This window comes from Nocardia sp. NPDC056541 (assembly GCF_042794235.1).
Classification (GTDB): Bacteria; Actinomycetota; Actinomycetes; order Mycobacteriales; family Mycobacteriaceae; genus Nocardia.
Window position 1 is genome coordinate 295,258 of the sequence record NZ_JBHTUD010000001.1, and the last position, 21,148, is coordinate 316,405.

Annotated in this window: 23 protein-coding genes; 14 read left to right on the forward strand and 9 right to left on the reverse strand. The window is 68.7% G+C overall.

Annotated elements, in window-relative coordinates; all coding sequences use genetic code 11:
* Positions 1-64: 64 nt before the first annotated feature.
* The gene (locus tag ACFQ9R_RS01335; protein WP_378987657.1) at positions 65-598 is read left to right on the forward strand and encodes a VOC family protein; all 534 of its coding nucleotides are present in this window, start codon (positions 65-67) and stop codon (positions 596-598) included.
* Between the two features lie 23 nt (positions 599-621).
* On the opposite strand, the gene ACFQ9R_RS01340 is transcribed toward ACFQ9R_RS01335, so the two are convergent.
* Positions 622-1,479 (reverse strand): DNA/RNA non-specific endonuclease, encoded by an 858-nt coding sequence (locus ACFQ9R_RS01340; RefSeq protein WP_378987660.1) that lies wholly within the window; start codon positions 1,477-1,479, stop codon positions 622-624.
* Between the two features lie 136 nt (positions 1,480-1,615).
* Positions 1,616-2,221 carry a hypothetical protein gene (locus ACFQ9R_RS01345; RefSeq protein WP_378987663.1) on the reverse strand — a complete coding sequence of 202 codons (606 nt, stop codon included), beginning with the start codon at positions 2,219-2,221 and terminating at the stop codon, positions 1,616-1,618.
* Between the two features lie 204 nt (positions 2,222-2,425).
* On the opposite strand from ACFQ9R_RS01345, the gene ACFQ9R_RS01350 reads away from it, so the two are divergent.
* The 4 genes from ACFQ9R_RS01350 (at position 2,426) to ACFQ9R_RS01365 (ending at position 6,777) form a co-directional block, all read left to right on the forward strand.
* Positions 2,426-3,601, forward strand: coding sequence for a Rieske 2Fe-2S domain-containing protein (locus tag ACFQ9R_RS01350; RefSeq protein WP_378627736.1), 1,176 nt, complete (start codon positions 2,426-2,428; stop codon positions 3,599-3,601).
* Positions 3,602-3,638: 37 nt separating this feature from the next.
* Positions 3,639-4,817 (forward strand): acyl-CoA dehydrogenase family protein, encoded by a 1,179-nt coding sequence (locus ACFQ9R_RS01355; protein WP_378987669.1) that lies wholly within the window; start codon positions 3,639-3,641, stop codon positions 4,815-4,817.
* 26 nt (positions 4,818-4,843) lie between these two features.
* Complete coding sequence (gene bphC, locus ACFQ9R_RS01360; protein ID WP_378987672.1) at positions 4,844-5,749, forward strand: biphenyl-2,3-diol 1,2-dioxygenase; 906 nt, start codon at positions 4,844-4,846, stop codon at positions 5,747-5,749.
* 179 nt (positions 5,750-5,928) lie between these two features.
* On the forward strand, positions 5,929-6,777 hold the full coding sequence (locus tag ACFQ9R_RS01365) for an IclR family transcriptional regulator (RefSeq protein ID WP_378627732.1): 849 nt from the start codon (positions 5,929-5,931) through the stop codon (positions 6,775-6,777).
* Positions 6,778-6,882: 105 nt separating this feature from the next.
* Here ACFQ9R_RS01365 and ACFQ9R_RS01370 read toward each other — a convergent pair whose 3' ends face one another.
* Together ACFQ9R_RS01370 and ACFQ9R_RS01375 are read right to left on the reverse strand one after the other, a co-directional pair.
* Positions 6,883-7,515 (reverse strand): Dabb family protein, encoded by a 633-nt coding sequence (locus ACFQ9R_RS01370; protein WP_378987675.1) that lies wholly within the window; start codon positions 7,513-7,515, stop codon positions 6,883-6,885.
* Complete coding sequence (locus ACFQ9R_RS01375; protein WP_378987678.1) at positions 7,508-7,855, reverse strand: hypothetical protein; 348 nt, start codon at positions 7,853-7,855, stop codon at positions 7,508-7,510. The genes ACFQ9R_RS01370 and ACFQ9R_RS01375 overlap by 8 nt, the downstream gene beginning before the upstream one ends.
* Positions 7,856-7,994: 139 nt before the next feature.
* Here ACFQ9R_RS01375 and ACFQ9R_RS01380 point away from each other — a divergent pair, with 139 nt between their 5' ends.
* Positions 7,995-8,969: an alpha/beta hydrolase gene (locus ACFQ9R_RS01380; protein WP_378987681.1), complete on the forward strand. Its 975-nt coding sequence runs from the start codon at positions 7,995-7,997 to the stop codon at positions 8,967-8,969.
* Between the two features lie 63 nt (positions 8,970-9,032).
* Here ACFQ9R_RS01380 and ACFQ9R_RS01385 read toward each other — a convergent pair whose 3' ends face one another.
* A complete protein-coding gene (locus ACFQ9R_RS01385; RefSeq protein ID WP_378987684.1) occupies positions 9,033-9,320 on the reverse strand; it encodes a putative quinol monooxygenase in 288 nt (95 codons plus the stop codon).
* 51 nt (positions 9,321-9,371) lie between these two features.
* On the reverse strand, positions 9,372-10,067 hold the full coding sequence (locus tag ACFQ9R_RS01390) for a PadR family transcriptional regulator (RefSeq protein WP_378987687.1): 696 nt from the start codon (positions 10,065-10,067) through the stop codon (positions 9,372-9,374).
* Positions 10,068-10,196: 129 nt separating this feature from the next.
* Between ACFQ9R_RS01390 and ACFQ9R_RS01395 the strand changes: the two genes are divergently transcribed.
* Positions 10,197-10,703 (forward strand): flavin reductase family protein, encoded by a 507-nt coding sequence (locus ACFQ9R_RS01395; RefSeq protein ID WP_378987690.1) that lies wholly within the window; start codon positions 10,197-10,199, stop codon positions 10,701-10,703.
* 45 nt (positions 10,704-10,748) lie between these two features.
* Here the strand turns inward: ACFQ9R_RS01395 and ACFQ9R_RS01400 are convergent, their stop codons facing one another.
* On the reverse strand, positions 10,749-12,380 hold the full coding sequence (locus ACFQ9R_RS01400; protein ID WP_378987693.1) for a flavin-containing monooxygenase: 1,632 nt from the start codon (positions 12,378-12,380) through the stop codon (positions 10,749-10,751).
* 196 nt (positions 12,381-12,576) lie between these two features.
* Between ACFQ9R_RS01400 and ACFQ9R_RS01405 the strand changes: the two genes are divergently transcribed.
* The 7 genes from ACFQ9R_RS01405 to ACFQ9R_RS01435 all read left to right on the forward strand — a co-directional run bounded on the left by ACFQ9R_RS01405 (position 12,577) and on the right by ACFQ9R_RS01435 (position 19,334).
* Entirely contained in the window at positions 12,577-14,112 is a 1,536-nt protein-coding gene (locus ACFQ9R_RS01405; protein ID WP_378987696.1) for an FAD-binding protein, read from the forward strand.
* Positions 14,113-14,218: 106 nt separating this feature from the next.
* Complete coding sequence (locus ACFQ9R_RS01410) at positions 14,219-14,590, forward strand: nuclear transport factor 2 family protein (protein WP_378987699.1); 372 nt, start codon at positions 14,219-14,221, stop codon at positions 14,588-14,590.
* A gap of 11 nt (positions 14,591-14,601) precedes the next feature.
* Positions 14,602-16,263 carry an FAD-binding protein gene (locus ACFQ9R_RS01415; RefSeq protein ID WP_378987702.1) on the forward strand — a complete coding sequence of 554 codons (1,662 nt, stop codon included), beginning with the start codon at positions 14,602-14,604 and terminating at the stop codon, positions 16,261-16,263.
* 11 nt (positions 16,264-16,274) lie between these two features.
* On the forward strand, positions 16,275-16,532 hold the full coding sequence (locus ACFQ9R_RS01420) for a hypothetical protein (protein WP_378627708.1): 258 nt from the start codon (positions 16,275-16,277) through the stop codon (positions 16,530-16,532).
* Positions 16,533-16,556: 24 nt separating this feature from the next.
* Complete coding sequence (locus ACFQ9R_RS01425) at positions 16,557-17,348, forward strand: SDR family NAD(P)-dependent oxidoreductase (RefSeq protein ID WP_378987705.1); 792 nt, start codon at positions 16,557-16,559, stop codon at positions 17,346-17,348.
* Positions 17,345-18,214 carry an alpha/beta fold hydrolase gene (locus ACFQ9R_RS01430; protein ID WP_378987708.1) on the forward strand — a complete coding sequence of 290 codons (870 nt, stop codon included), beginning with the start codon at positions 17,345-17,347 and terminating at the stop codon, positions 18,212-18,214. Before ACFQ9R_RS01425 ends, ACFQ9R_RS01430 begins: the two co-directional genes overlap by 4 nt.
* A 91-nt stretch (positions 18,215-18,305) precedes the next feature.
* The gene (locus tag ACFQ9R_RS01435; RefSeq protein WP_378987711.1) at positions 18,306-19,334 is read left to right on the forward strand and encodes a hypothetical protein; all 1,029 of its coding nucleotides are present in this window, start codon (positions 18,306-18,308) and stop codon (positions 19,332-19,334) included.
* 4 nt (positions 19,335-19,338) lie between these two features.
* On the opposite strand, the gene ACFQ9R_RS01440 is transcribed toward ACFQ9R_RS01435, so the two are convergent.
* Together ACFQ9R_RS01440 and ACFQ9R_RS01445 are read right to left on the reverse strand one after the other, a co-directional pair.
* Entirely contained in the window at positions 19,339-20,166 is an 828-nt protein-coding gene (locus ACFQ9R_RS01440; protein ID WP_378987713.1) for a mycofactocin-coupled SDR family oxidoreductase, read from the reverse strand.
* 1 nt (position 20,167) lies between these two features.
* On the reverse strand, positions 20,168-20,965 hold the full coding sequence (locus ACFQ9R_RS01445) for a mycofactocin-coupled SDR family oxidoreductase (RefSeq protein WP_378987716.1): 798 nt from the start codon (positions 20,963-20,965) through the stop codon (positions 20,168-20,170).
* Positions 20,966-21,148 lie beyond the last annotated feature (183 nt).

Below are 21,148 nucleotides of genomic sequence, written 5' to 3' on the forward strand. Positions count from 1 at the left end.
GTCGCCGGAGGTCGGCGTGGGACGCTCAGAGATCGAGACTGTCGATCGAGGAGGCCACCGCCCGATGCGGGGAATCAACCACATCGTTCTGTTCGTCGCGGATCTGCCGCGCAGCATCGCGTTCTACGAGGACGTGCTCGGATTCGAGCGGCTCGCCGAAGGATTCCCCGGCGGCGCGTTTCTGCGTCACCCCGGCTCGGCCAACGATCACGACCTCGGCCTCTTCCAGGCCAGGACACCCACGGCGGGCCCGGCGGGCTCGGTCGGGCTCTATCACGTCGCCTGGGAAGTGGACACGTTGTCCGAGCTCGTCGCCGTCCGGGACCGCTTGACGGCGGCTCGCGCACTCACCAGTGCCGGCGATCACGGGTCGACCAAGGCGCTCTACGCCCGCGACCCCGACGGCATCGAGTTCGAGGTGTGCTGGCTGGTGCCCGATGAGCAGGTGGAGGACGCGCTCGCTCCCGGCACCTCACTGACCGCGCCACTCGACATCGACGCCCAGATCCGGCGGTACGGCGCCACCACCGCCGGCGGCCCACGCACCGATCCCCAGGTATGGGCGCGCGTGGCGGCACGTCGGGCGGCGACGTCGTAACCCGCGCCGGTGTCGGCTAGCGGTTACCAGCTGATGTCGGCCGTCGACTCGAGCGGGCTGCGCTGGGCCACCGACTCCTGGGTCACGAAAGTGTCGGCGATGTGGAGCGCGGCCGGGAATCGGCAGTGCGCTCGCTGTTCGATCTCGGCCACGGCGACCTGGAAAACGCGGAACTCGTCGAGGGCGAGCGCTTCGAGTTCGTCGAGGTGCTGGGTCAGCAGAAACGCCTTGCACCGCAGTCGGTTTCCCTCGGCGAAGCAGATCGCCTTCCAGTACTCCCGCGGCAGGGCCACCCCACGATGCACCTGGTCGTCCGCGCGGAAGGCGGGCCCGCCGAGCACGCTCACCCTCAGGTTGTCGACCTCGACGTCGGCGAAGACCGCGTCTTCGAGTTGGCCCCACACCCCGGCGCGACTGCTCTGGTTGAAGTCGTCCATCTGCGGGGTGATGTTGGTGTAGAAGAACGAGTCGACATTGGCCTGCTCGGCTTCGGCCTCACTGCCCCACAGCAGATCCGCGCGCCGCGCCAGGTGGCCGCGATCGAGCCGATTCTGTCGGTAGAGTTCGTTTCCCACCTGCGCCTCGGCCGGGACGCGTGGGTCTTTCACGAAGTCGATGCCGGTGCGGGAAAGTTTGCGCATCGCGGCGCCGTCGATGTTCCAGGCCACCCAGAACGCGAACCGCCGTGGCCTGCTCAGCGCCAACGAGAAGTGGGTGTAGCTGATCACGTCGGAGCCGTCGAGACGAACCGCATCGCCGCGCACGGCCGCATCCAGTTCCGGAACCTCGACCCGCGACCCGAGAAAGTCCGGGTCGTACCCGGTCCGCGGCGCGTCGCTCTCGAATCCGGTTGTCGACGGAGAATCCACGTGGACGGTCATCGCAGGCCCCTTCCCGAAGGGTGGACAAGGTGTGTCAGCAGTTGCGTACACACGATCGTCGCCGCCACCGCAGCCATCCTCACGAGTAGTCGACTACCCGTTGTCCGCGCCCGCGGGCGAGGAGAGGTCCGCTCCCCTAGCGCGGGTCCGGGGTCCCGTCGCCGGTCACGGCGAAGGTGGCCCACGCACGGACGACCACGGTGCCCGCGGCGTCGGCGCCGCACAGGCTCACATCGACCCGGGATTCGCCGTCCTGCACGTAGCTCTGGGTCACCCGCCCCGAACACGACATGACATCGCCGGGCGGCAGTGGTCGCACCGACCTGGTGCGGAAGCGGCGGATCGCCTCGGCCCCGAGCCAGTCGGTGGCGTAGGTCGCCAGCAGCGCCGCCGCCTGCGGTGACACCTGCTCGCCCGCGAAAGCTTCCGCCGCCGCCCACGACTCGGCGACCAGACCGCCCGTGCGGTCGAAGTATCGGGTGAGCGACTCAGCGGCGCCGACCGCGGGTTGGCCGGGGGCGCCCGCGCGGATCGCGGTCAACTGGTCACCCGCGCGCGGCGGCGGACCGAAGAACCGGTGATCGGTTTCGACCCGCTCCCCTGCGATGGATCCGTCGGCGGGCAGGAAGGTCGGCGGCACCACGGGCCGATCGGCGAGCCGGTAGGCCGGATTGTCCGAGCGCGCCGCCTGTGCGAACAGCCGGATGGCATCGGTGTCCAGTACCACCGCGACGTTACCCATGATTCACTCCTGCTCGTCGAAACCGATGCCCGTCACGGTAGGGCGGTCCGCCTGCTGTGATCGGTTCCTCTCCCGGTCATCGGGACAGCGGCCGACCGGGACGAAAACATGTCCGCTGACCGGGAACACCACGACCCGCCGACCCCCGCGCGGCGCGACCATCGGCGCAGCTCATCCCCACTCCGTCCGAACATGGAGGTTTCGATGCCGGAGAACTCGCCGAACGGCCGATCGCAGGACACCACCGCCGACTACCGGCAGATCGAGGCCGCCGCGGCGCCGACTCGGTTCGCCCGCGGCTGGCACTGCCTCGGCCTGCTCTCGTCGTTCCGCGACGGCAACCCGCACGAGGTGAAGGCCTTCGGCACCATGCTCGTGGTGTTCCAGTCCGAATCCGACGGCGCGCTGCACGTGCTCGACGGCTACTGCCGCCACATGGGCGGCAACCTCGCGCGCGGCACCATCAAGGGCGACTCGATCGCCTGCCCGTTCCACGACTGGCGCTGGGGCGGCAACGGCAAGTGCACGGCCATTCCGTACGCGCGCCGGGTACCGCCGCTGGCCAAGACCCGCACCTGGCCGACGCTGGAGCGAAACGGCCAGCTCTACGTCTGGCACGACCCGCAAGGCAGCAAGCCCACCGATGACGTGACCATTCCCGAGATCGAGGGGTACGGCACGCCGGAGTGGACCGACCTGACCTGGAATTCGATTCTGATCGAGGGCTCGCACTGCCGCGAGATCGTCGACAATGTCGTCGACATGGCGCACTTCTTCTACGTGCACTACTCGTTCCCGCGCTACTTCAAGAACGTCTTCGAGGGCCACGTCGCCACTCAGTACATGCGCTCGACCCCGCGCCACGACGTCACTGTCGGCACCAGCTACGACGACCCGGATTCCGCATTGCGTTCGGACGCCTCGTATTTCGGTCCGTCGTACATGCTCGATTGGCTGTGGAGCGAATCGAACGGGATGACAATCGAGACGGTGCTCGTCAACTGCCACTACCCGGTCGACGAGAACTCGTTCGTGCTGCAGTACGGCGCGATGGTCAAGAAGCCCGAGGGCATGTCCGACGAGGACGCCAACGCGATGGCGGCGCAGTTCGCGCAGGGCGTGGAGTACGGCTTCGAGCAGGACGTCGAGATCTGGAAGAACAAGGCGCCCATCGACAATCCGCTGCTGTCGGAGGAAGACGGCCCGGTGTATCAGCTGCGCCGTTGGTACAAGCAGTTCTATGTCGACGTCGACGACGTCACCGAGGACATGACCAAGCGGTTCGAGTTCGAGATCGATACCGATCGCGCGGTGACGAGCTGGGAGGCCGAGGTGGCCGACAACATCGCCCGCGGCGCCGTCATCGACACCATGTCCTGATCCCCCACCCCACCACGAACAGAAAGCATCACCGGAGATGACCAGAGTTCTCGACAATATCGCCGCCATCGCGGACCAGCTGCGTGAGCAGGCACCGGAGGCGGAGCGGCTCGGGCAGCTGCCCGATGCCACAGCCCAGCTGCTGAAGACGGCGGGCCCGATCCGCCTGCTGCAGCCGAAGAAGTACAGCGGCTACGAGGCGCACCCGCGCGAGTTCGCCGAGACGGTGATGGCCACCGCCGCGCTCGACCCGGCCAGCGGCTGGATCGCCGGCATCGTCGGCGTGCACCCGTGGCAGCTGGCCTTCGCCGACCCGAAGGTGCAGGACGAGGTGTGGGCCGACGACCACGACACCTGGATGGCCTCGCCCTACGCGCCGACCGGCATCGCCCGTCCGGTCGACGGCGGCTACATCTTCAACGGCCGCTGGCAGTTCAGCTCCGGCACCGACCACTGTGACTGGATCTTCCTGGGCGCCATGCTCGGTGATGCCGAGGGCAAGATGGCGCTGCCGCCGACGATGCTGCACATGATCCTGCCGCGCCAGGATTACCAGATCGTCGAGGACTCCTGGAATGTGGTGGGCCTCAAGGGGACCGGATCCAAGGACATCATCGTCAAGGACGCGTTCGTGCCCGACTACCGGGTGATGAACGGTGACCACGTCATCGACGGCACCGCGCAGAAGGAGTACGGGGTCACCGAGACGCTGTACAAGATGCCGTGGTCGACGATGTTCCCGCTGGGCATCAGCTCCGCGGTGGTCGGCATCGCCGAAGGCGCGCTGGCCGCGCACCTGGACTACCAGCGCGACCGGGTCGGCGCGCAGGGCACCGCGGTCAAAGACGATCCGTACGTGCTGTTCGCCATCGGCGAGGCCGCCGCCGACATCAACGCCGCGCGCCAGGAACTCCTCGCCAACGCCGACAAGATCTTCGACGCCGTCGACGCGGGCAAGGAGATCGGCTTCGCCGAGCGGGCCGCGGTCCGGCGCACCCAGGTCCGCGCGGCCTGGCGCGCGGTCACCGCCGTGGACCAGATCTTCGCCCGCTCCGGCGGCAACGCCATGCGGATCGACAAGCCGCTGCAGCGCTACTGGCGCGACGCCCACGTCGGCCTCGCCCACGCCATCCACGTGCCGAGCACGGTGTATCACGCCTCGGCCGTCAGCTCCCTCGGTCTCGAGCCCGCGGACAACCTGCGCTCGATGATCTGACCCGAACACCACGAAGGACAACGGAAATGACAGACATCAAAGGCCTCGGCTACGTCAAGATCCAGACCGCCGACATGGACCGGTGGCGCAAGTTCGCGTTCGAGGTGCTCGGCTTCGCCCAGGGCAGCGGGCCCGACGAGGACGCGCTGTACCTGCGGATGGACGAGCGCGCGGCGCGGATCACGATCGTGCCGGGCGACAGCGACGCCATCGTCACGATCGGCTGGGAAGTCCGCGACCACGCGGCACTGGTCCGCGTGCAGGAAGCCGTGACGGCGGCCGGGATCGCGGTGAAACCGCTGTCGGTCGAAGAGGCCGACGCGCGCCGGGTCGAGGAGGTCATCACCTTCCAGGACCCGACCGGCGCCACCCTCGAGATCTTCCACGGCGCGGTGCTCGACCACAGCCCGGTGATCACCCCCTTCGGCGCGCGATTCGTCACCGGCGCACAGGGTCTGGGCCATGTCGTGCTGCCGACCATGGACCCCAACGGCGCGTTCGGCTTCTACACCGACGTGCTCGGGTTCCTGCCGCGCGGCGCGTTCCGGATCCCGGCGCCGCCGGAGTACGGCCCGATGCGGGTGCGGTTCCTCGGTGTCAACGAACGCCATCACAGCCTGGCGCTGTGCCCTGCCCCGCACGGTGGCGCGCCGGGCCTGGTGCACATCATGGTGGAGGTCGACTCCCTCGATGCCGTCGGCCAGGCCCTCGATCGGGTGACCAAGGACGGCTTCTCGGTGTCCTCGACGCTGGGCAGGCACACCAACGACAAGATGGTGTCGTTCTATGTCCGCGCGCCCGGCGGCTGGGATATCGAGTTCGGCACCGAAGGCATGCGGGTCGACGAGACGTACTACAGCGCCGAGGAGATCACCGCGGACAGCTACTGGGGCCACGACTGGTCCGGGAGTGAGCCGCTCGCGGCGATGTAATTCCGCAGGTAGTCCCACGACGGCCCCTGGCCCGAGCTCCTCGCTCGGGCCAGGGGCCGTCTTTTTCATATTGGCCTGCCGATTCATGTGACAACGACCACAACGGATGGTATGAATAGGTATATGCCTAATCGAAATATGCGACTGGGCATCAGCTCGTAGATCCGAATGGAGAGCTCATGGTCATCCAGGCCGAGGCCACCACCCCGAGCGCGATCCTCGATCGCGCGTCCCTGCTGCTCGACGCCTTCGACGGCCCGGGCAGGCTCACGCTCGCCCAGATCGTCCGGCGCACCGGTCTACCCCGGTCCTCGGCGCATCGCATGCTCGATCGGCTGGTGCAGTTGCGCTGGCTACGTCGCGAGGGGCGCGACTACGAACTCGGCATCCGGCTGATGGAGCTCGGCTCACTGGCGGTGCACCAGGACCGGCTGCACCGCGCGGCGATGCCGTTCCTGCACGAGCTGCACCGGGTCACCGGGTTCGTGGTGCATCTGGCCGTGCTGGACGGTCCCGACGTCGTGTACCTCGACAAGGTCGGCGGCGAGCTGTCGGCGGTGGTGCCCACCCGCGTCGGCGGCAGGCGGCCCGCTGCCTGTACCGCGGTCGGCAAGGCGATCCTGGCCTACTCCGACGAGCGCCGCATCGCCGATGCCCTCGCGGGCCAGGCCGGCGCACGCACCCGCTACTCGATCACCACCAAGGCCCAGCTCGACACCGAACTGGACAAGGTGCGCGCGCACGGGATCGCCGTCGAGCGCGAGGAGTCGCTGCCCGGCTTCGGCTGTATCGCGGCGCCCATCGGCGACCTCGGCGAGGCCGCCGTGGCGGCGGTGTCGGTGTGTGGACCGGTGGATCGGATGCTGTTCGATCACCGTCTCAGCGCACCGGTGCGCACGACCGCGCTCAACATCTGGCGCCACGTCGACGACGGCCGGGTCCGGGTGCATCCGACGTTGCAGCAGCATCCTCGTCCGCTGGGCGTGAGCCGTTCGTACGCCGACCACCGCGGGCCGCGTACGGCGTGATGCCCCGTCGCGCCGTACGCCGCCGGCCCGAACGCGGGCGGCGCACGGCGCGACCCGGTTGTGCGCAGCAGCGGGGTCAGATCCGTTCGCGGACGATCACTTCCGTCAGAGCGGGCGGTTCACGCAAAAACTGTGGCAGATCCGGTCGCGGATGATCATGTCCGGGCATTCGGGGTCGAACCAGCGGTCGACGTGCGCCCAGTGGACCGGATGCATCAGATAGGGGCCAGCGAGAGCGTCGAGGTCGGCGAACTCCTGCTCCCAGACATGGGTCCACGCCGCGAGTCCGGTGCCACGGGCGACCCGGCTCAACTGCCAGGATCGGATGCCCGGCAGGTAGCGGGGCATCCGCAGCAGGTCTGCCTCGAAGCGCTCGACCGTCGCGCGCGGGGTGTGCTGCTCGACTCGCAGCAGCAGTACCCGATATACCGACCCGGTGGCGTCCGGCTCGGCGATACCCGCTGTGCCGCCGTGATATTCGGCGCCGTCGACGTGGGCGACGGGACTCTCGCTCAGTAGGGTATCCACCTCGGTGGTGGTCCCTGTCCAGTCCGCGGACTCGTCGAAGCGCAGGTGCACCAGGACATCACCACCGTTGCGCACGCCCGGCAATGTGGGCTCGACCAGCACGCGGCGTGCGGCCGGGGCGGCGATTTCGCGCACCCTGGTCATCAGCCGGTCACGCACCACGGCCTCGGTGCCGGGCGAAAGATGCACCAGCCGAGTCACTTCAAACATTGCCGAGCCTGTCGATGTCGGTGGCGAGCGCGCCGGTCGAGCGGGTCCGTTCGACGATCAGCTCCCGCGCTGAGGCCCACCACTGCCGCACCGACTCATCCGACCGTCCCTGCCAGGTCATCTCCCACCAGCCCTGTGCGCCGTCGAGCACCCAGCTCGCGATGATCGTGTTCGACTCGTCCGGGAACCACACGGGCGGACTCACCACGATCCGCTCCAGCGTCATGCCGCGTCGGCGCGCGCCCGGGGCGTAGTCGCGCAGATAGGCGTCGACGAATTCCCTGGCCCGTCCTGGCTTGGTCACTACGGTGTCGATCACGTAGACCTTCGTGGCTTCCATGCACCGACCGTAGGCAGCCGCCGAAGGGCATCGACCTGGTGTTTCCGCCCAGTGGGAGAACGCGGTACGGATCGCGCGGCACCGACCCTACGGTGAGGCCGACGACGTCCGATTCCGTCGCCGAAATTCAGGAGGACCAGTGACTGTGCGAACGTTCCCGACCACCGGGCCCGGTGCGGTTCCCGATCCGGAAGTCGCGGCCGTGCTCGCCACGCTCGACGCCGGATTCCCCGATGTCGCCACGATGGCCGCGAGCGAGGCGCGTGCCGCGATCCGCGCCAGACGCGCTCCGCTGCAACGACTTCCCGATATGGCGCTCGCGCGCGACCTCACGATCGACGGACCCGGCGGCCCGCTACCGCTGCGGGTGTTCCGGCCGCATCACGACGGCGAACCGCTACCGGTGATCGTGTTCGCGCACGGCGGCGGCTTCGTGTTCTGCGACCTCGACAGTCACGACGAGTTCTGCCGCTCGATGGCGGCGGGTGTCGGTGCGGTGGTGGTCTCGGTCGACTATCGGCTCGCGCCCGAGCACACGGGCCCCGCGGCCCATGACGACATGTTCGCGGCGCTGCGGTGGACCGCCGCCAACGCCGGCGACCATGGCGGCGACCCGTCGAGGATCGCGGTGGCCGGCGACAGCGCGGGCGGCAATCTCGCCGCCACCGTGGCCATCGCGGCCAGGGACGCGGACGGGCCACAGATCGCGGCCCAGATCCTGATCTATCCGGTGATCGACGACGATTTCGAGACCGAGTCCTACCGGCGATTCGGCACGGGCCACTACAACACGACCAGCGCCATGCGGTGGTACTGGGCGAACTACGCACCGCACGGCACCGACGACGTGCGTCTCGTGCCGACCAGGGCGGACTCGCTGGCCGGTCTACCGCCCGCGGTGGTGGTCACCGCCGAACTGGACCCGCCGTGTTCGGCCGGGGACGCCTACGCCCAGCGCCTGGCAGCCGACGGTGTCGCGGTCCGTTATCGCCGCTACACCGGGCTGTTCCACGGATTCCTCAGCATCCCGTCCCTCGCCGCCACCGTCGCCGCGCGCACCGAGATCTGGGCTATGGTGCGCGAGACGCTCGACCTCCCTCGGGACCCGAGGTGATCGGTACCGGTAGCGCCCCACCCGAGACCCTTCCGGCCCGCGTTCCGAGTAGGGGGTTCAGGTTCAGACCGCGGTGAAGTACTCGATCTTCGGCGCAGCCGCCAGCAAGGGAGCCATCAACTTGCCTGCCGCGCGGAAGTGCTCCGACCGGCCGTGGGCTTCGACGGCGGCGTCGTCGGAGTACAGCTCGAAGAACCGGTAGTGATCGGCGTCGGTCCGCGAACGCACCAGCTGGTAGGTCAGATTGCCCGGCTCGTTGGCCTTGATCTGTTCGACGAGATCGGCGACGACGGCTTCGAACTCCGCACCCGCACCGGCTTTGACGGTCACCTCGGCGATGACTGCGATCATGATTTCTCTCCTTTTTCCGTGCGACAGTACCCGCGATCGGAGAGACACGGCCTAGTCCGCCGGGTCGTGCTGCTCGAGCTCTTCTTCGCGCACCCGCTGCTCGATCTCGCGCCAGCGACCCGGCGTGGGGTGGGGGTAGTCGGTGCGGTCGTCGTGTTCGGCGCCCGCCAAGACGGTGGCCGCGTTGTCGATGTCATCGATCAGCTGCTGCGCGAGGTCGCGTTCGGTCGCGTAGTGGCGCTGCGCCCATTGCAGCACGAGCTGCGAATAGGCCCAGCCCGGTTCGGATTTCGCGGCTTCGGCATCGATCGCGGCGCGTTGGGCGAGTTTGTCGACGTCGGCGATGTGGTCGTGCAGGATCTGCTTGAGCCGATCCGGGGACCCGAGATGGCCGAACATCACGCGCAACAGCACATGGTGTTTGAGCACCGACGGGTCGACCGGCGCCTTGTTCCACCACGTGGTCACCGCGGCCCGACCCTCCGCGGTGATCTGGTACAGCCGTCTGGCGCGCATGGTGTTGTCGGGATCGAGTCGCGAACTCGCGAAGCCGTGCTGTTCGAGCTTCTTCAGCTCGGCGTAGATCTGGCTGTAGGACGGGGTCCAGTAGACGTAGCGCAGACTCCAGTCCGCCCATTTCTTCAGGTCGTAGCCGGAGATCTCCTCCTCGTACGAGAGCATGGCGAGCACCGCCCAGCTGGTCGGCGGCAGATTGGGCACGCCGGAGTCGGGGTCGGGGGTAGCCATGGCTGAATGCTAGCAACCGATCTTCCCGGAATTCACCCGTCAGCAACCGCTGACCGGGAGGCCGTCTTGAGGCGCTGCCCGATCTTCCCGGATTCTGGGAGGCATCGAATTCCGTTCGGAAGGACCTCTATGAATGCGGACAACGTCGTCGTCGACGCAGGTATCCCGGCCCCCGCGGACCTGCGCAGAGTGCTCGGGCACTTCGCGACGGGCGTCGCGGTGATCGCCGCCCACGACGGGACGCGACCGCTCGGCTTCACCTGTCAGTCGGTGGTGTCGGTGTCGCTGGACCCGCCGTATGTGTCGTTCTGCCCGGCCAAGAGTTCCACCAGCTGGCCGCTGCTGCGTGCGGCGGGCGCGTTGTGCATCAACATCCTGGCGCAGGAGCAGAGCGCGCTGTGCCGCCAGTTCGCGGTGAGCGGGGCCGACAAGTTCGCCGGCGTCGAGTGGGACAGGGCGGGCAACGGCGCGCCCGCGCTGGCCGGGGCGCTGGCCCAGATCGAGGTGACGGTGGAGCTCGAGCACGACGCGGGCGACCACACCGTGGTACTCGCGCGCATCGGTGAGCTGCGGGCCACCGAGGGCGCCGAGCCGCTGCTGTTCTACAAGGGCGGGTTCGGCGGCTTCACGGCCTGACACGACGACGGGGTGGTCCGGTGCGGACCACCCCGTCGTCGCCGCTCACGCCTCGATGACGTCGAAGCCCTTGTACCCGGCGGCCGCGACCTCGGCGATGATCTGGCCGTAGACGCCGAAGCCGCCGACGAAGGGCATGAACACCCGTGGCCTGCCTTCGATGTTCGCACCCAGGTACCACGAATTCGCCTGTGTCATCAACGTTCCCGCGGCCCGGTTCACGCATTCGAGCACCCACTCCGCCACCGCGTCCTGGCGTGCCTCCAGCGCCACCGCTCCCCTGCCGTCGAGGAAGCCGATCGCCTCGGCCACCCAGTCGACGTGCAGTTCCGAGTGCAGCACCATGTTGGCCAGCACCGACGGACTGCCGGGACCGGTGAGGTTGAACAGGTTCGGAAACCCTGCCATCCCCAGTCCCAGATAGGTTTTCGGCCCTTCCCGCCAGGCGTGGTTGAGCGTCTCCCCGTCGCGGCCGACGATGTTCATCCGCGACACCGAACCGGTCATCGCGTCGAAGCCGGTCGCGAGCACGAGGGTGTCGAGGGGGTAATGCGTGTCGGTGGTGTGCACGCCCTCGGCGTCGATCCGGGTGATCGGTGTCGCCTTCAGGTCGACGAGGTCGACATTGGCGCGGTTGAAGGTCTGGTAGTAGTTCGTGTCGGTGCAGATCCGCTTGGTGCCGATGGGGTGGTCGTGCGGGACGAGCAGGTCGGCGACGCGCGGGTCCTCGATCACCGCCCGCACCTTCTCCTCCCAGAATTCGCGGGCGGTGTCGTTGGCGGCGAGGGTCGTCAGCTGATCGGGGAAGGTCTTGCTGAACAGCACACCGCCCAGCGCCCAGCGCTTCTCGTAGGCCTCGCGCCGGTCCGGCTCGCTCACCGCGACCGCGGATGCCGGATGCGCCTGGTGCGGCGAACCGCCGCCGCTGGCCATCGACAGCCGCCTGCGCTCGGGATAGTTCGCCTTCTGCGCGGCCCGGTCCTGTTCGGTCAGCGGCGTATTACCGGCGGGCACACTGTAATTGGCGGTGCGCTGGAACACGTGCAAGCGCTCGGCCTGCTCGGCCACGCACGGGATCGTCTGGATACCGGAGGAGCCGGTGCCGATCACGCCGACCCGGCGGCCGGTGAGATCGACCCCCTCGTGCGGCCAGTGCGACGTGTGCAGGAGCTGCCCGGCGAAGGTGTCGAGTCCGTCGATGGCCGGGGTGTTGGCGTTGGAGAGCGGGCCGGTGGCCAGCACGACGAACCGGGCCGAGACCGCGCGGCCGGTGTCGGTGTCGACCTGCCAGCGCAGGGTCTGCTCGTCGAGCACGATATCGGTGACGCGCGTGTTGAATTCGATGTCGCGACGCAGTTCGTAGCGGTCGGCGACGTGCTCGAGGTAGGACAGGATCTCGGGCTGGGTGGCGTACTTCTCGCTCCAGTTCCACTCCTGTTGCAGCGCGTCGTCGAAGGAGTACGAGTAGTCGACGCTCTCGACATCACAGCGCGCGCCCGGGTAGCGGTTCCAGTACCAGACGCCGCCCACGCCGTCGCCGGCTTCGAACACCCGCACGGTGAGACCGCTGCCGCGGAAGCGGTGCAGCGCGTAGAGGCCGGCGATGCCCGCACCGACGACGACCACGTCGACGTCGGCCGGGCCTTTCGCTGGTGCCGATGGGGTCTCGGGGTTCACAGTGCCTACCTTTCGATGGAGACCGGTTTCTCTGCGGGCGACGCTAAGGACGCGCGCCGCGTTCGAGCAGGTCCCCTTCCCGCTGACCGGCACATTCGCGCATCGATGCTCTCCCGGTGATCGGGAGAGCCGCCCCACGACCACCGGCGCCGGGCTTACCGTCGAGCGCAATTCGAGGTGGTACCAGGAGGAAACAGTGGTGGACTGGAACGACGAGGTGGATGTGCTGGTCGCGGGGTCGGGTGGTGGCCTGGCCGGCGCCTACACCGCCGCGCGCGAGGGACTCAGCGTCGCGGTGGTCGAGGCGACCGACAAGTTCGGCGGCACGACGGCGTACTCGGGCGGCGGTGGGGTGTGGTTCCCCTGCAACCCCGTACTGGAGCGCGCGGGCACCGACGACACCCTCGACGACGCACTGACCTACTACCGCGCGGTGGTCGGTGACCGCACCCCCGACGAACTGCAGCAGACCTACGTGCGGCGGGGCCGCGATCTCATCGAGTACCTCGAAGCCGACGACCATTTCGCCTTCATGGTGCTGCCGTGGCCGGACTACTTCGGGAAGGCGCCCAAGGCCCGGCTCGACGGTCAGCGCCACATCATGCCGACGCCGCTGCCTGCCGCGGAGCTGGGCCCGCTGCGCGCATCGTTGCGCGGAACGCTGGACACCGACCGGCTCGGCGCTCCCCCGCAGGACCTGCTGATCGGCGGTCAGGCGCTGATCGGGCGGATGCTGCGCGCGATCTCGAGCTACCCGCACGCACAGCTGCACCTGGATTCGCCGCTGGTGGACCTGGTGGTCGAGGACGGTGTGGTGACGGGCGCGATCGTCGAACGCGACGGCGCCCGCGTCGCGATCCGCGCGCGGCGCGGCGTGATCCTGGCGGCGGGCGGTTTCGAGCAGAACGCCGAGCTGCGCACGCACTACGGTGTGCCAGGCGAGGCGCGAGACACCATGGGGCCCTGGGGAAATCAGGGTAAGGCGCATCAGGCGGGCATCGCGGCGGGCGCCGACACCGATCTGATGGATCAGGCGTGGTGGTCGCCCGGACTGACCCATCCCGACGGGCGGTCCGCGTTCGCGCTGTGGTTCACCGGCGGCATCTTCGTCGATCAGGACGGCAAGCGGTTCGTCAACGAGTCGGCCCCCTACGACCGGCTCGGCCGCGACGTGATCCGCCAGATGAACGATCGCGGGCTCACCCTGCCGTTCTGGATGATCTACGACGACAAGGAGGGCGAGGTGCCGCCGATCAAGGCCACCAATGTCTCCATGGTCGAGACCGAGAAGTACGTCGAGGCCGGGCTGTGGCACACCGCCGACACCCTCGCCGAGCTGGCCGCGAAGATCGGCGTGCCCGCGGCGAACCTGGCGGCCACCGTGGAGCGGTTCAACGCGATCGTCGCCACCGGTGCCGACCCCGATTTCGGGCGCGGCGACGAGGCCTACGACCGGGCCTTCTCCAACGGCGAACCGCCACTGGTGACCATCGACAAGGGGCCCTACCACGCGGCGGCGTTCGGCATCTCCGATCTGGGCACCAAGGGCGGGCTGCGCACCGACAGCGCGGCCCGGGTTCTGGGCCGCGACGGCGAGCCGATCCCCGGCCTCTACGCCGCGGGCAACACCATGGCTGCCGTGAGCGGCGAGGTCTACCCCGGCGGCGGCAATCCGATCGGCGCGTCCATGCTGTTCAGCCACCTCGCCGTCCGCCACATCCTCGGCGAATGATCCACCCCCGGTCTTTCCCGCTGGACGGGAGAGACCGGGGCATCCGAGCCACCGGATGTGGTTCGGTTCACAGACACATCCCTTTCGACATTTCAGGAGCGACACGATGGCTTCAGCGGACGACATTCGCGCAACGGTGCGCAAATATGTGGAGGCCGTCGGCAGCGGTACGGCCGCCGACGTCGTCGCCCTCTACCGCGAGGACGCGACGGTCGAGGACCCGGTCGGCACCGAACCGCATGTCGGGCACGCGGCGATCACGAAGTTCTACGAGAACATCGAGCCGCTGGAGCGTTCGACCGAACTGTTCTCGGTCCGCGTGGCCGGCAACAGCGCCGCGTTCAGCTTCCGGGTGGTCACCAAGTTCGGTGAGCAGACCTTCACCCTCGATCCGATCGATGTCATGACCTTCGACGAGGACGCCCGCATCGTGAGCATGCGCGCGTTCTGGTCCCAGGACGACATGGTCGTCGGCTGAGCGAGGCGGAGATGACTGCGACCGAACAACACTGGGATCACGAAGTCGGCTTCCTCGTCGTCGGCAGCGGCGCGGGCGGGCTCACCGCCGCGCTCGCCGCCGCCGATCGCGGCCTGGACACTCTGGTCATCGAGAAAGCCTCCGTGTACGGCGGCAGCACCGCGCTCTCGGGCGGCGGCATCTGGGTGCCCAACAACCCGGCGCTGTTGCGCGAGGGCCTCGGCGATTCCCGCGCCGACGTGCGCGCCTACCTCGACGCCGTGGTCGGCGATCGGGTGCCGTCGGCCAACCTCGACGCGTTCATCGACGAGGGCCCGCGCATGCTGGCCTTCCTCGAGACCAGCCCGCACCTGCGTTTCCAGTGGTGCGCCGGCTATTCCGACTATCACCCCGAAGCACCGGGAGGACGGCCCGCGGGCCGCTCCATCGAGCCGCTGCCGGTCGATCTCAAACAGCTCGGCGCCGATAAGGATCTGCTGCGTCCGGCCGCGCTCGCGACACCGCCGGGGCTGTTCATCACCTCCAAGGACTTCGTCCAGCTCAATATGGTGACCCGCACCTGGAAGGCCCGCTGGACCGCGCTGCTGACCGGCCTGCGGGCGGTCAAGGCGATCGTGTTGCGCAGACACATGGACACGCTCGGCCGGGCCCTGATCGCCCGGCTGCGCCTGGCCGTGCGTGATGCGGGAGTGCCGCTGTGGCTCGACACACCGTTGCGCTCGCTGATCACCGACGACACGGGCGCGGTGCTCGGCGTGCTCGCCGAGCGCGACGGCCGCGAGATCCGGATCAGGGCGCGTGCCGGTGTGCTGCTGGCCACCGGCGGGTTCGAGTACAACCAGGCCATGCGCAAGGACCACCTGCCCGAGGGCGGACGCGACAACTTCAGCGCGGCGTCGGCGGACAACACCGGCGACGGCATCATCGCGGGCGAAAAGATCGGCGCGGCAGTCGATCTCATGGACGACGCGTGGTGGATGCCGTCGTTCCAGCGACCGGAGGGCATCAACCAGGTGCTGGTGTCGGAACGCTCGATCCCACGCTCGATCATCGTCGACGGTACGGGCAAGCGGTTCACCAACGAGGCATCGCCGTATGTGACGTTCGTGCACGCCCAGCTGAAGGGCGGCCACGATCCGGCCTGGCTGGTCTTCGACGCGAAAGCCAAGAGCCGCTACCCGATCGGTGGCATCGTGCCCGGCCAGAAGTTCCCGGCCTCGTGGTCGGGGGCCGGCCTGATCCGGTCCGCGCCCGATCTCGAGGGACTCGCCGCCGCCATCGGCGTGCCCGCCGACACGTTGCGCGACACCGTGGGACGCTTCAACGGTTTCGCTCGCGACGGGCACGACGCGGACTTCGACCGCGGTGTCAGCGCCTACGACAACTACTACGGTGATCCGACCCTGGCCACGCCCGCACTCGATGTGCTGGACAAGGGCCCGTACTACGCGCTGCGGGTGCGGATCGGCGACCTCGGCACCAAGGGCGGCCTGGTCTACAACGCCGACGCCCAGGTGCTGCGCGCCGACGGGTCTCCCATCCCCGGCCTCTACGCCGTGGGCAACACCTCCGCCGCGGTGATGGGCAACGACTACGCCGGTGCGGGCGCGACGATCGGCCCGGCCATGGTGTTCGGCTACATCGGCGCCCGCCATGCCGCCGGCGAGCGATGAGAGTGGCGGCCATGCAACCCGTCGAATGCGCTTCCTGCGGAAACAAGGTGCTGGCAGAGAAATTCAGTCCCAGTCACACCAGCATCCAGTGGCTCGACGACGCCGAGTCCGCGTGCCCCGAATTCGCTCGGCGCGCGGCCCTCGGTGAGCACAGCAGCTGGATCCCCACCTGCCCCGCCCTGCGCGACTCCATCGAGGACGCCGTCCGCGTCGGCGCGCTGGCGACCGATCAGCTCCGCCACGAACCGGTTCCCGGCCGACTCGGCTGACACCCAAGACCAGGAGAGAACCCCATGAACAGACTCGACAACCACCGGACGCTGGTCACCGGCGCCGCCTCGGGCATCGGCGCGGCCACCGCCCTGCGACTGCTCGACGAGGGCGCCAGGGTGGTCGCCGCCGACGTATCAGCCGAGGGCCTCGCCGCGACGAGCGCGCAGGCCGCCGAGCGCGGCACCGCCGACCGGCTCACCACCCTCACCATCGATATCGGCGACGAGCAGTCGGTGATCGAGGGCGTCCGCTCCTCGATCGAGACCCTCGGCGGCCTGGATTCGCTGGTGAACGCGGCGGGCATCCTGCGTGCCTCGCACACCGATCAGACCCCGCTCGACCTGTGGGACCTGATCATCCGGGTGAACCTCACCGGCACCTTCCTCGTCGTCCGCGAGGCACTGCCGGCCCTGCTGGTCAACCCGCGCGCGACCGTGGTGAACTTCAGCTCGACGTCGGCGGCCTTCGCGCACCCGTACATGGCGGCCTACGCGGCGAGCAAGGGCGGCATCCAGTCCTTCACCCACGCCATCGCCCTCGAGTACGGCGGCAAAGGCTTGCGCGCGGTCTGTGTCGCGCCCGGCAGCATCAAGTCCGGAATCACCGAAGCCACTGGCGGATACGTGCCCTCCGACGCCAACTGGGCCCTGTTCGGAAAGCTGTCGCCCGTCCTGCCGACCGACCTCGAATCCGGCGGCGCGGGCATGGGTGACCCTGCCGCGGTCGCCGGCGTGATCGCGATGCTCGTCTCCGAGGACGGCGCCTTCATCACCGGTACCGAGATCCGCATCGACGGCGGTACCCACGCATGACCGACCTGAGCTACGAGGGCACGCTGCGCGAGGTCACCACCGACGCGGGCGTCTTGCGGTACCACGAGGCGGGCGAAGGACCGCCGCTGTTGCTCCTGCACGGATCAGGGCCCGGTGTCACCGGATGGCGCAACTTCCGCGGTAACCTCGCCGTCTTCGCGCAACGATTCCGTTGTCTCGTCCTGGAATTCCCCGGTTTCGGGGTGAGCGACGACTTCGGCGGACATCCGATGATCACCGCGCTGGATGCGGTGGTTCGTTTCGTCGACGCGCTCGGCCTCGACAGCGTCGACATCATCGGCAACTCGATGGGTGGCGGCGTAGCGCTCAACTACGCCATCGCCCATCCCGAGCGGGTCGGCAAGCTGGTGACGATCGGCGGCATCGGCCGCAATCTCTTCAGCCCCGGCCCCGGCGAGGGCATCAAGCTGCTCCAGGAGTTCACCGAGGAACCGACCCGCGAGCGATTGATCCAGTGGCTGCATTCGATGGTCTACGACCCCGCGATGGTGACCGAGGAATTGATCGAGGAGCGCTGGACCCAGGCCACCGATCCCGCGACGCTGGACAGCGCTCGCCGGATGTACAGCAAGGCCGCGTTCGCGATGATGATCAAGGCGATGGAGGCCTCCGACGCACCGCCGCCGTGGGCGATGCTGCACAAGGTGGCTGCCCCCACGCTGATCACCTGGGGCCGCGACGACCGGGTGAGCCCCCTCGATATGGCGCTGATCCCGATGCGTACCATCCCGCGCGCCGAACTGCACGTGTTCCCCCACTGTGGGCACTGGGCGATGATCGAGCGCAAGGGCGAATTCGAGTCGGCCGTACTGGCTTTCCTCACCCGCGAGGACACCGCACACTGAACCGGCACAATGCGCGGGCCGCCATCGGGCGGCCCGCGCATTGCGGTTTTCGCGGCGGATTCTCTGCCGGCTGCTGGCAGGATGAACTGCTATGCGCTTCACCGTGCCCACCATCGTGGTGATGATGGCGGCAGTCCTGCTCACTGGATGTTCGCTCTTTCCGCAAGGGCCCGATCAGGCCGAGCGTGACCGCTGGTCCCGGGTGATCGAGACAGCCATCGAGGCCCTTCCGGGAGTGGCCGACGCGTCGCATACGTTCCAGTACCACCCGTACGGCCCCAACTCCTACTACACATCCCGACTCGAGGTGCAGCTCGAGGACGGCGTCACACCAGCCGAGACCGCGTCTGTCGTGCGTGTCATGGGCGCTCAGCAACTGCCGCCGCACTATCGAGGCGACTCGACCATGGTCAAGATCCACCGGAAGACCGACTCCTTTTCGGGGACCGGCAGTCCGTGGCGGAACGTGGACGTGGAAGCGAACGCGGCATACACCTGGACCCGAGTGTCAGCGGCCGATACCGGTGCGCAGATCCACTGGTCCACCAGCAGCTTCACCGCCACCGCGGACATGGACGGACCGACCGAATTCATCAGTGTGCGAGCGGGCTCCGAGGCCGAACCCCGCCGGGCCACCGCGGCGATGCGCCGCATCATCCAGGACTTCCCCGAACTGGCATCCAACTACTGGACAGTGTCCCCCGTTCATGGGGAGAGCATGTCCGAGCACTACTCGAAACTGGCGCCCAGTTCGACCCACACGGACCGCCGCCCCCGTTTCCCCTCCACCGGCGAACTCGAACTGTGGGAGTGGTTCCTGACCGATCAACCCACCCCGTTCCTCGCCGAGGTGTCGGTATTCGACCCGCCCGACACAGCGGGCCGCACACTGGGCGTCACGGTATTCCCGCCCAGCGGACAGAAATTCAGTGCCGCGCAGGCGACACAACTCGCCGACCGGCACCTTCGTTACCTGTCCCGGCCCGGTGCTGTGGTCGACTACACGATCGTGACGCGCGACGGCCCCGGGGTCGCCGTCCTTGTCGGCGGCTGCCCGGCATCCGAGCGCGAGGTCGCACCGGAGTCGGAGCCCTTCGCGCGTCAGTACGAACGGTGCTAGCGCACTAGCGCTGGGTGCTGCCCGCGTCGATGGGCAACGTCACCGCGGTGATGTAGCGGCCCTCGTCCGAGGCGAGGAACAGGGCGGCGTTGGCGATGTCGACCGGGTCGACCCACGGGATGGGCAGCATGTTCATCGTCACGGCCGCCTCCGCGAATTCCTCGCGGGTGGGGTTCTCCCGGTCGGGCCGGAACACCTTGCGCACCATGTCGTTCTGGATCATCGGGGTGTCGACATTGGTCGGATGCACCGAGTTCACCCGGACATGGTGCGGGGCCAGCTCTTTCGCGAGCGAGCGCATCAGCCCCACCACCCCGTGTTTGGCGGCGGTGTAGTGCGCGACACCCACCAGGCCGCGTAGTCCGGCGATCGAGCTGGTCAGGATCATCGCGCCGCCGCCGCGCGCGATCAGGTGCGGGGTGGCGGCCTTGCACGTCTGCCACACCCCGGTCAGATTGACGTCGATCATTGTGTGCCACTGCTGTTCGGTCAGTTCCAGTGCGCCGCCGCTGGAACTGATTCCGGCAGTGGCGCAGACGATGTCGAGACCACCCAGCTGCTCGACCGCGGCGTCTACCGCGGCCCGCAACGCCGCGCCGTCGCGGACGTCGACGGTCGCGGCGACGATCCGCGCACCGGTCGCCTCGACCGCGCGCACGGTCTCGGCGAGGTCGTCGGGGGTCGCTCCCGGCGACACCACGGTCTCGACCGGCCCGCAGATGTCGACAGCGACGATGTCGGCGCCTTCCTCGGCCAGCCGGATCGCCTGTGCGCGGCCGATACCGCGCGCGGCGCCGGTGATCAGCGCGATCTTGCCCGAAACCCGTCCCATGTCACACCTTCTGAGTAAGTCCGGCATCCACCACGAGTTGGGTTCCCGTCACGTAACGGGACTCGTCGGATGCGAGGAAGAGCACGGCATTGCTGATGTCGACCGGATCCACCCACGGAACGGGCAGAATCGTGCGCCGGGCCAATGCCTCCGCCGCGTCCTGCTGCGTCGGATTCGGCAGGTCGGGGCGCAGTTTGGCGTACACCGCGTCGTTGAGGATCATCGGCGTGGCGACCGAGCCGGGATGCACCGTGTTCACCCGGATCCCGCGCGGGCCGAGCTCGTTGGCCAAGGTGCGGGCGAGCCCGACCACGGCGTGCTTGCTCGCCGAGTAGTGCGCGGCGGCGGCCGCGCCGACGATGCCGTTGGTGGAGCTCACGATCACCACCGAGCCGCCGTCGGACAGGGCGGGGACGGCCGCGCGCACGGTGTGCCACATGCCGGTGAGGTTGATGTCGATGGTGCGCTGCCAGGCCTGATCCGACAGCTCCCAGGACAGGCCGAGGTCGGTGTAGATGCCGGCGTTGGCCACGATCACGTCCAGGCGACCCAGCGCGGCGACGCCGTCGGCGACTGCCACGTCCAGGGCTGCCTGATCGCGCACGTCGGCGACGCCGGTGACGCACTGGCGACCCGTTGCCTCGACTTCGCGTGCCGTCTCGGCCAGCTCCGGCGCGGCGGCCTCGATGTCGAGTGCGATGATGTCGGCGCCTTCCTCGGCCAGCCGACGGCAATGGGCGCGGCCCATTCCCCCGGCCGCGCCGGTCACCAGCGCGACGGTGTGCTGCATGCGGTTCATCGGGTGCCCCCGGAGAATCTGGTGTCCACGAGCCCGACGCTAGGGTCGCCGTCCACCGCATCCGCCCTGGTCTTCCCGGTCAGCGGGCAGTGCACCGCGATCTCCCGGCCACCGGGAGCCACGGGCTCCGCAACGCCGGCGAGCCTGCGACGGTGCTCCGCAAGACCGGTTCCGAGATCGAGG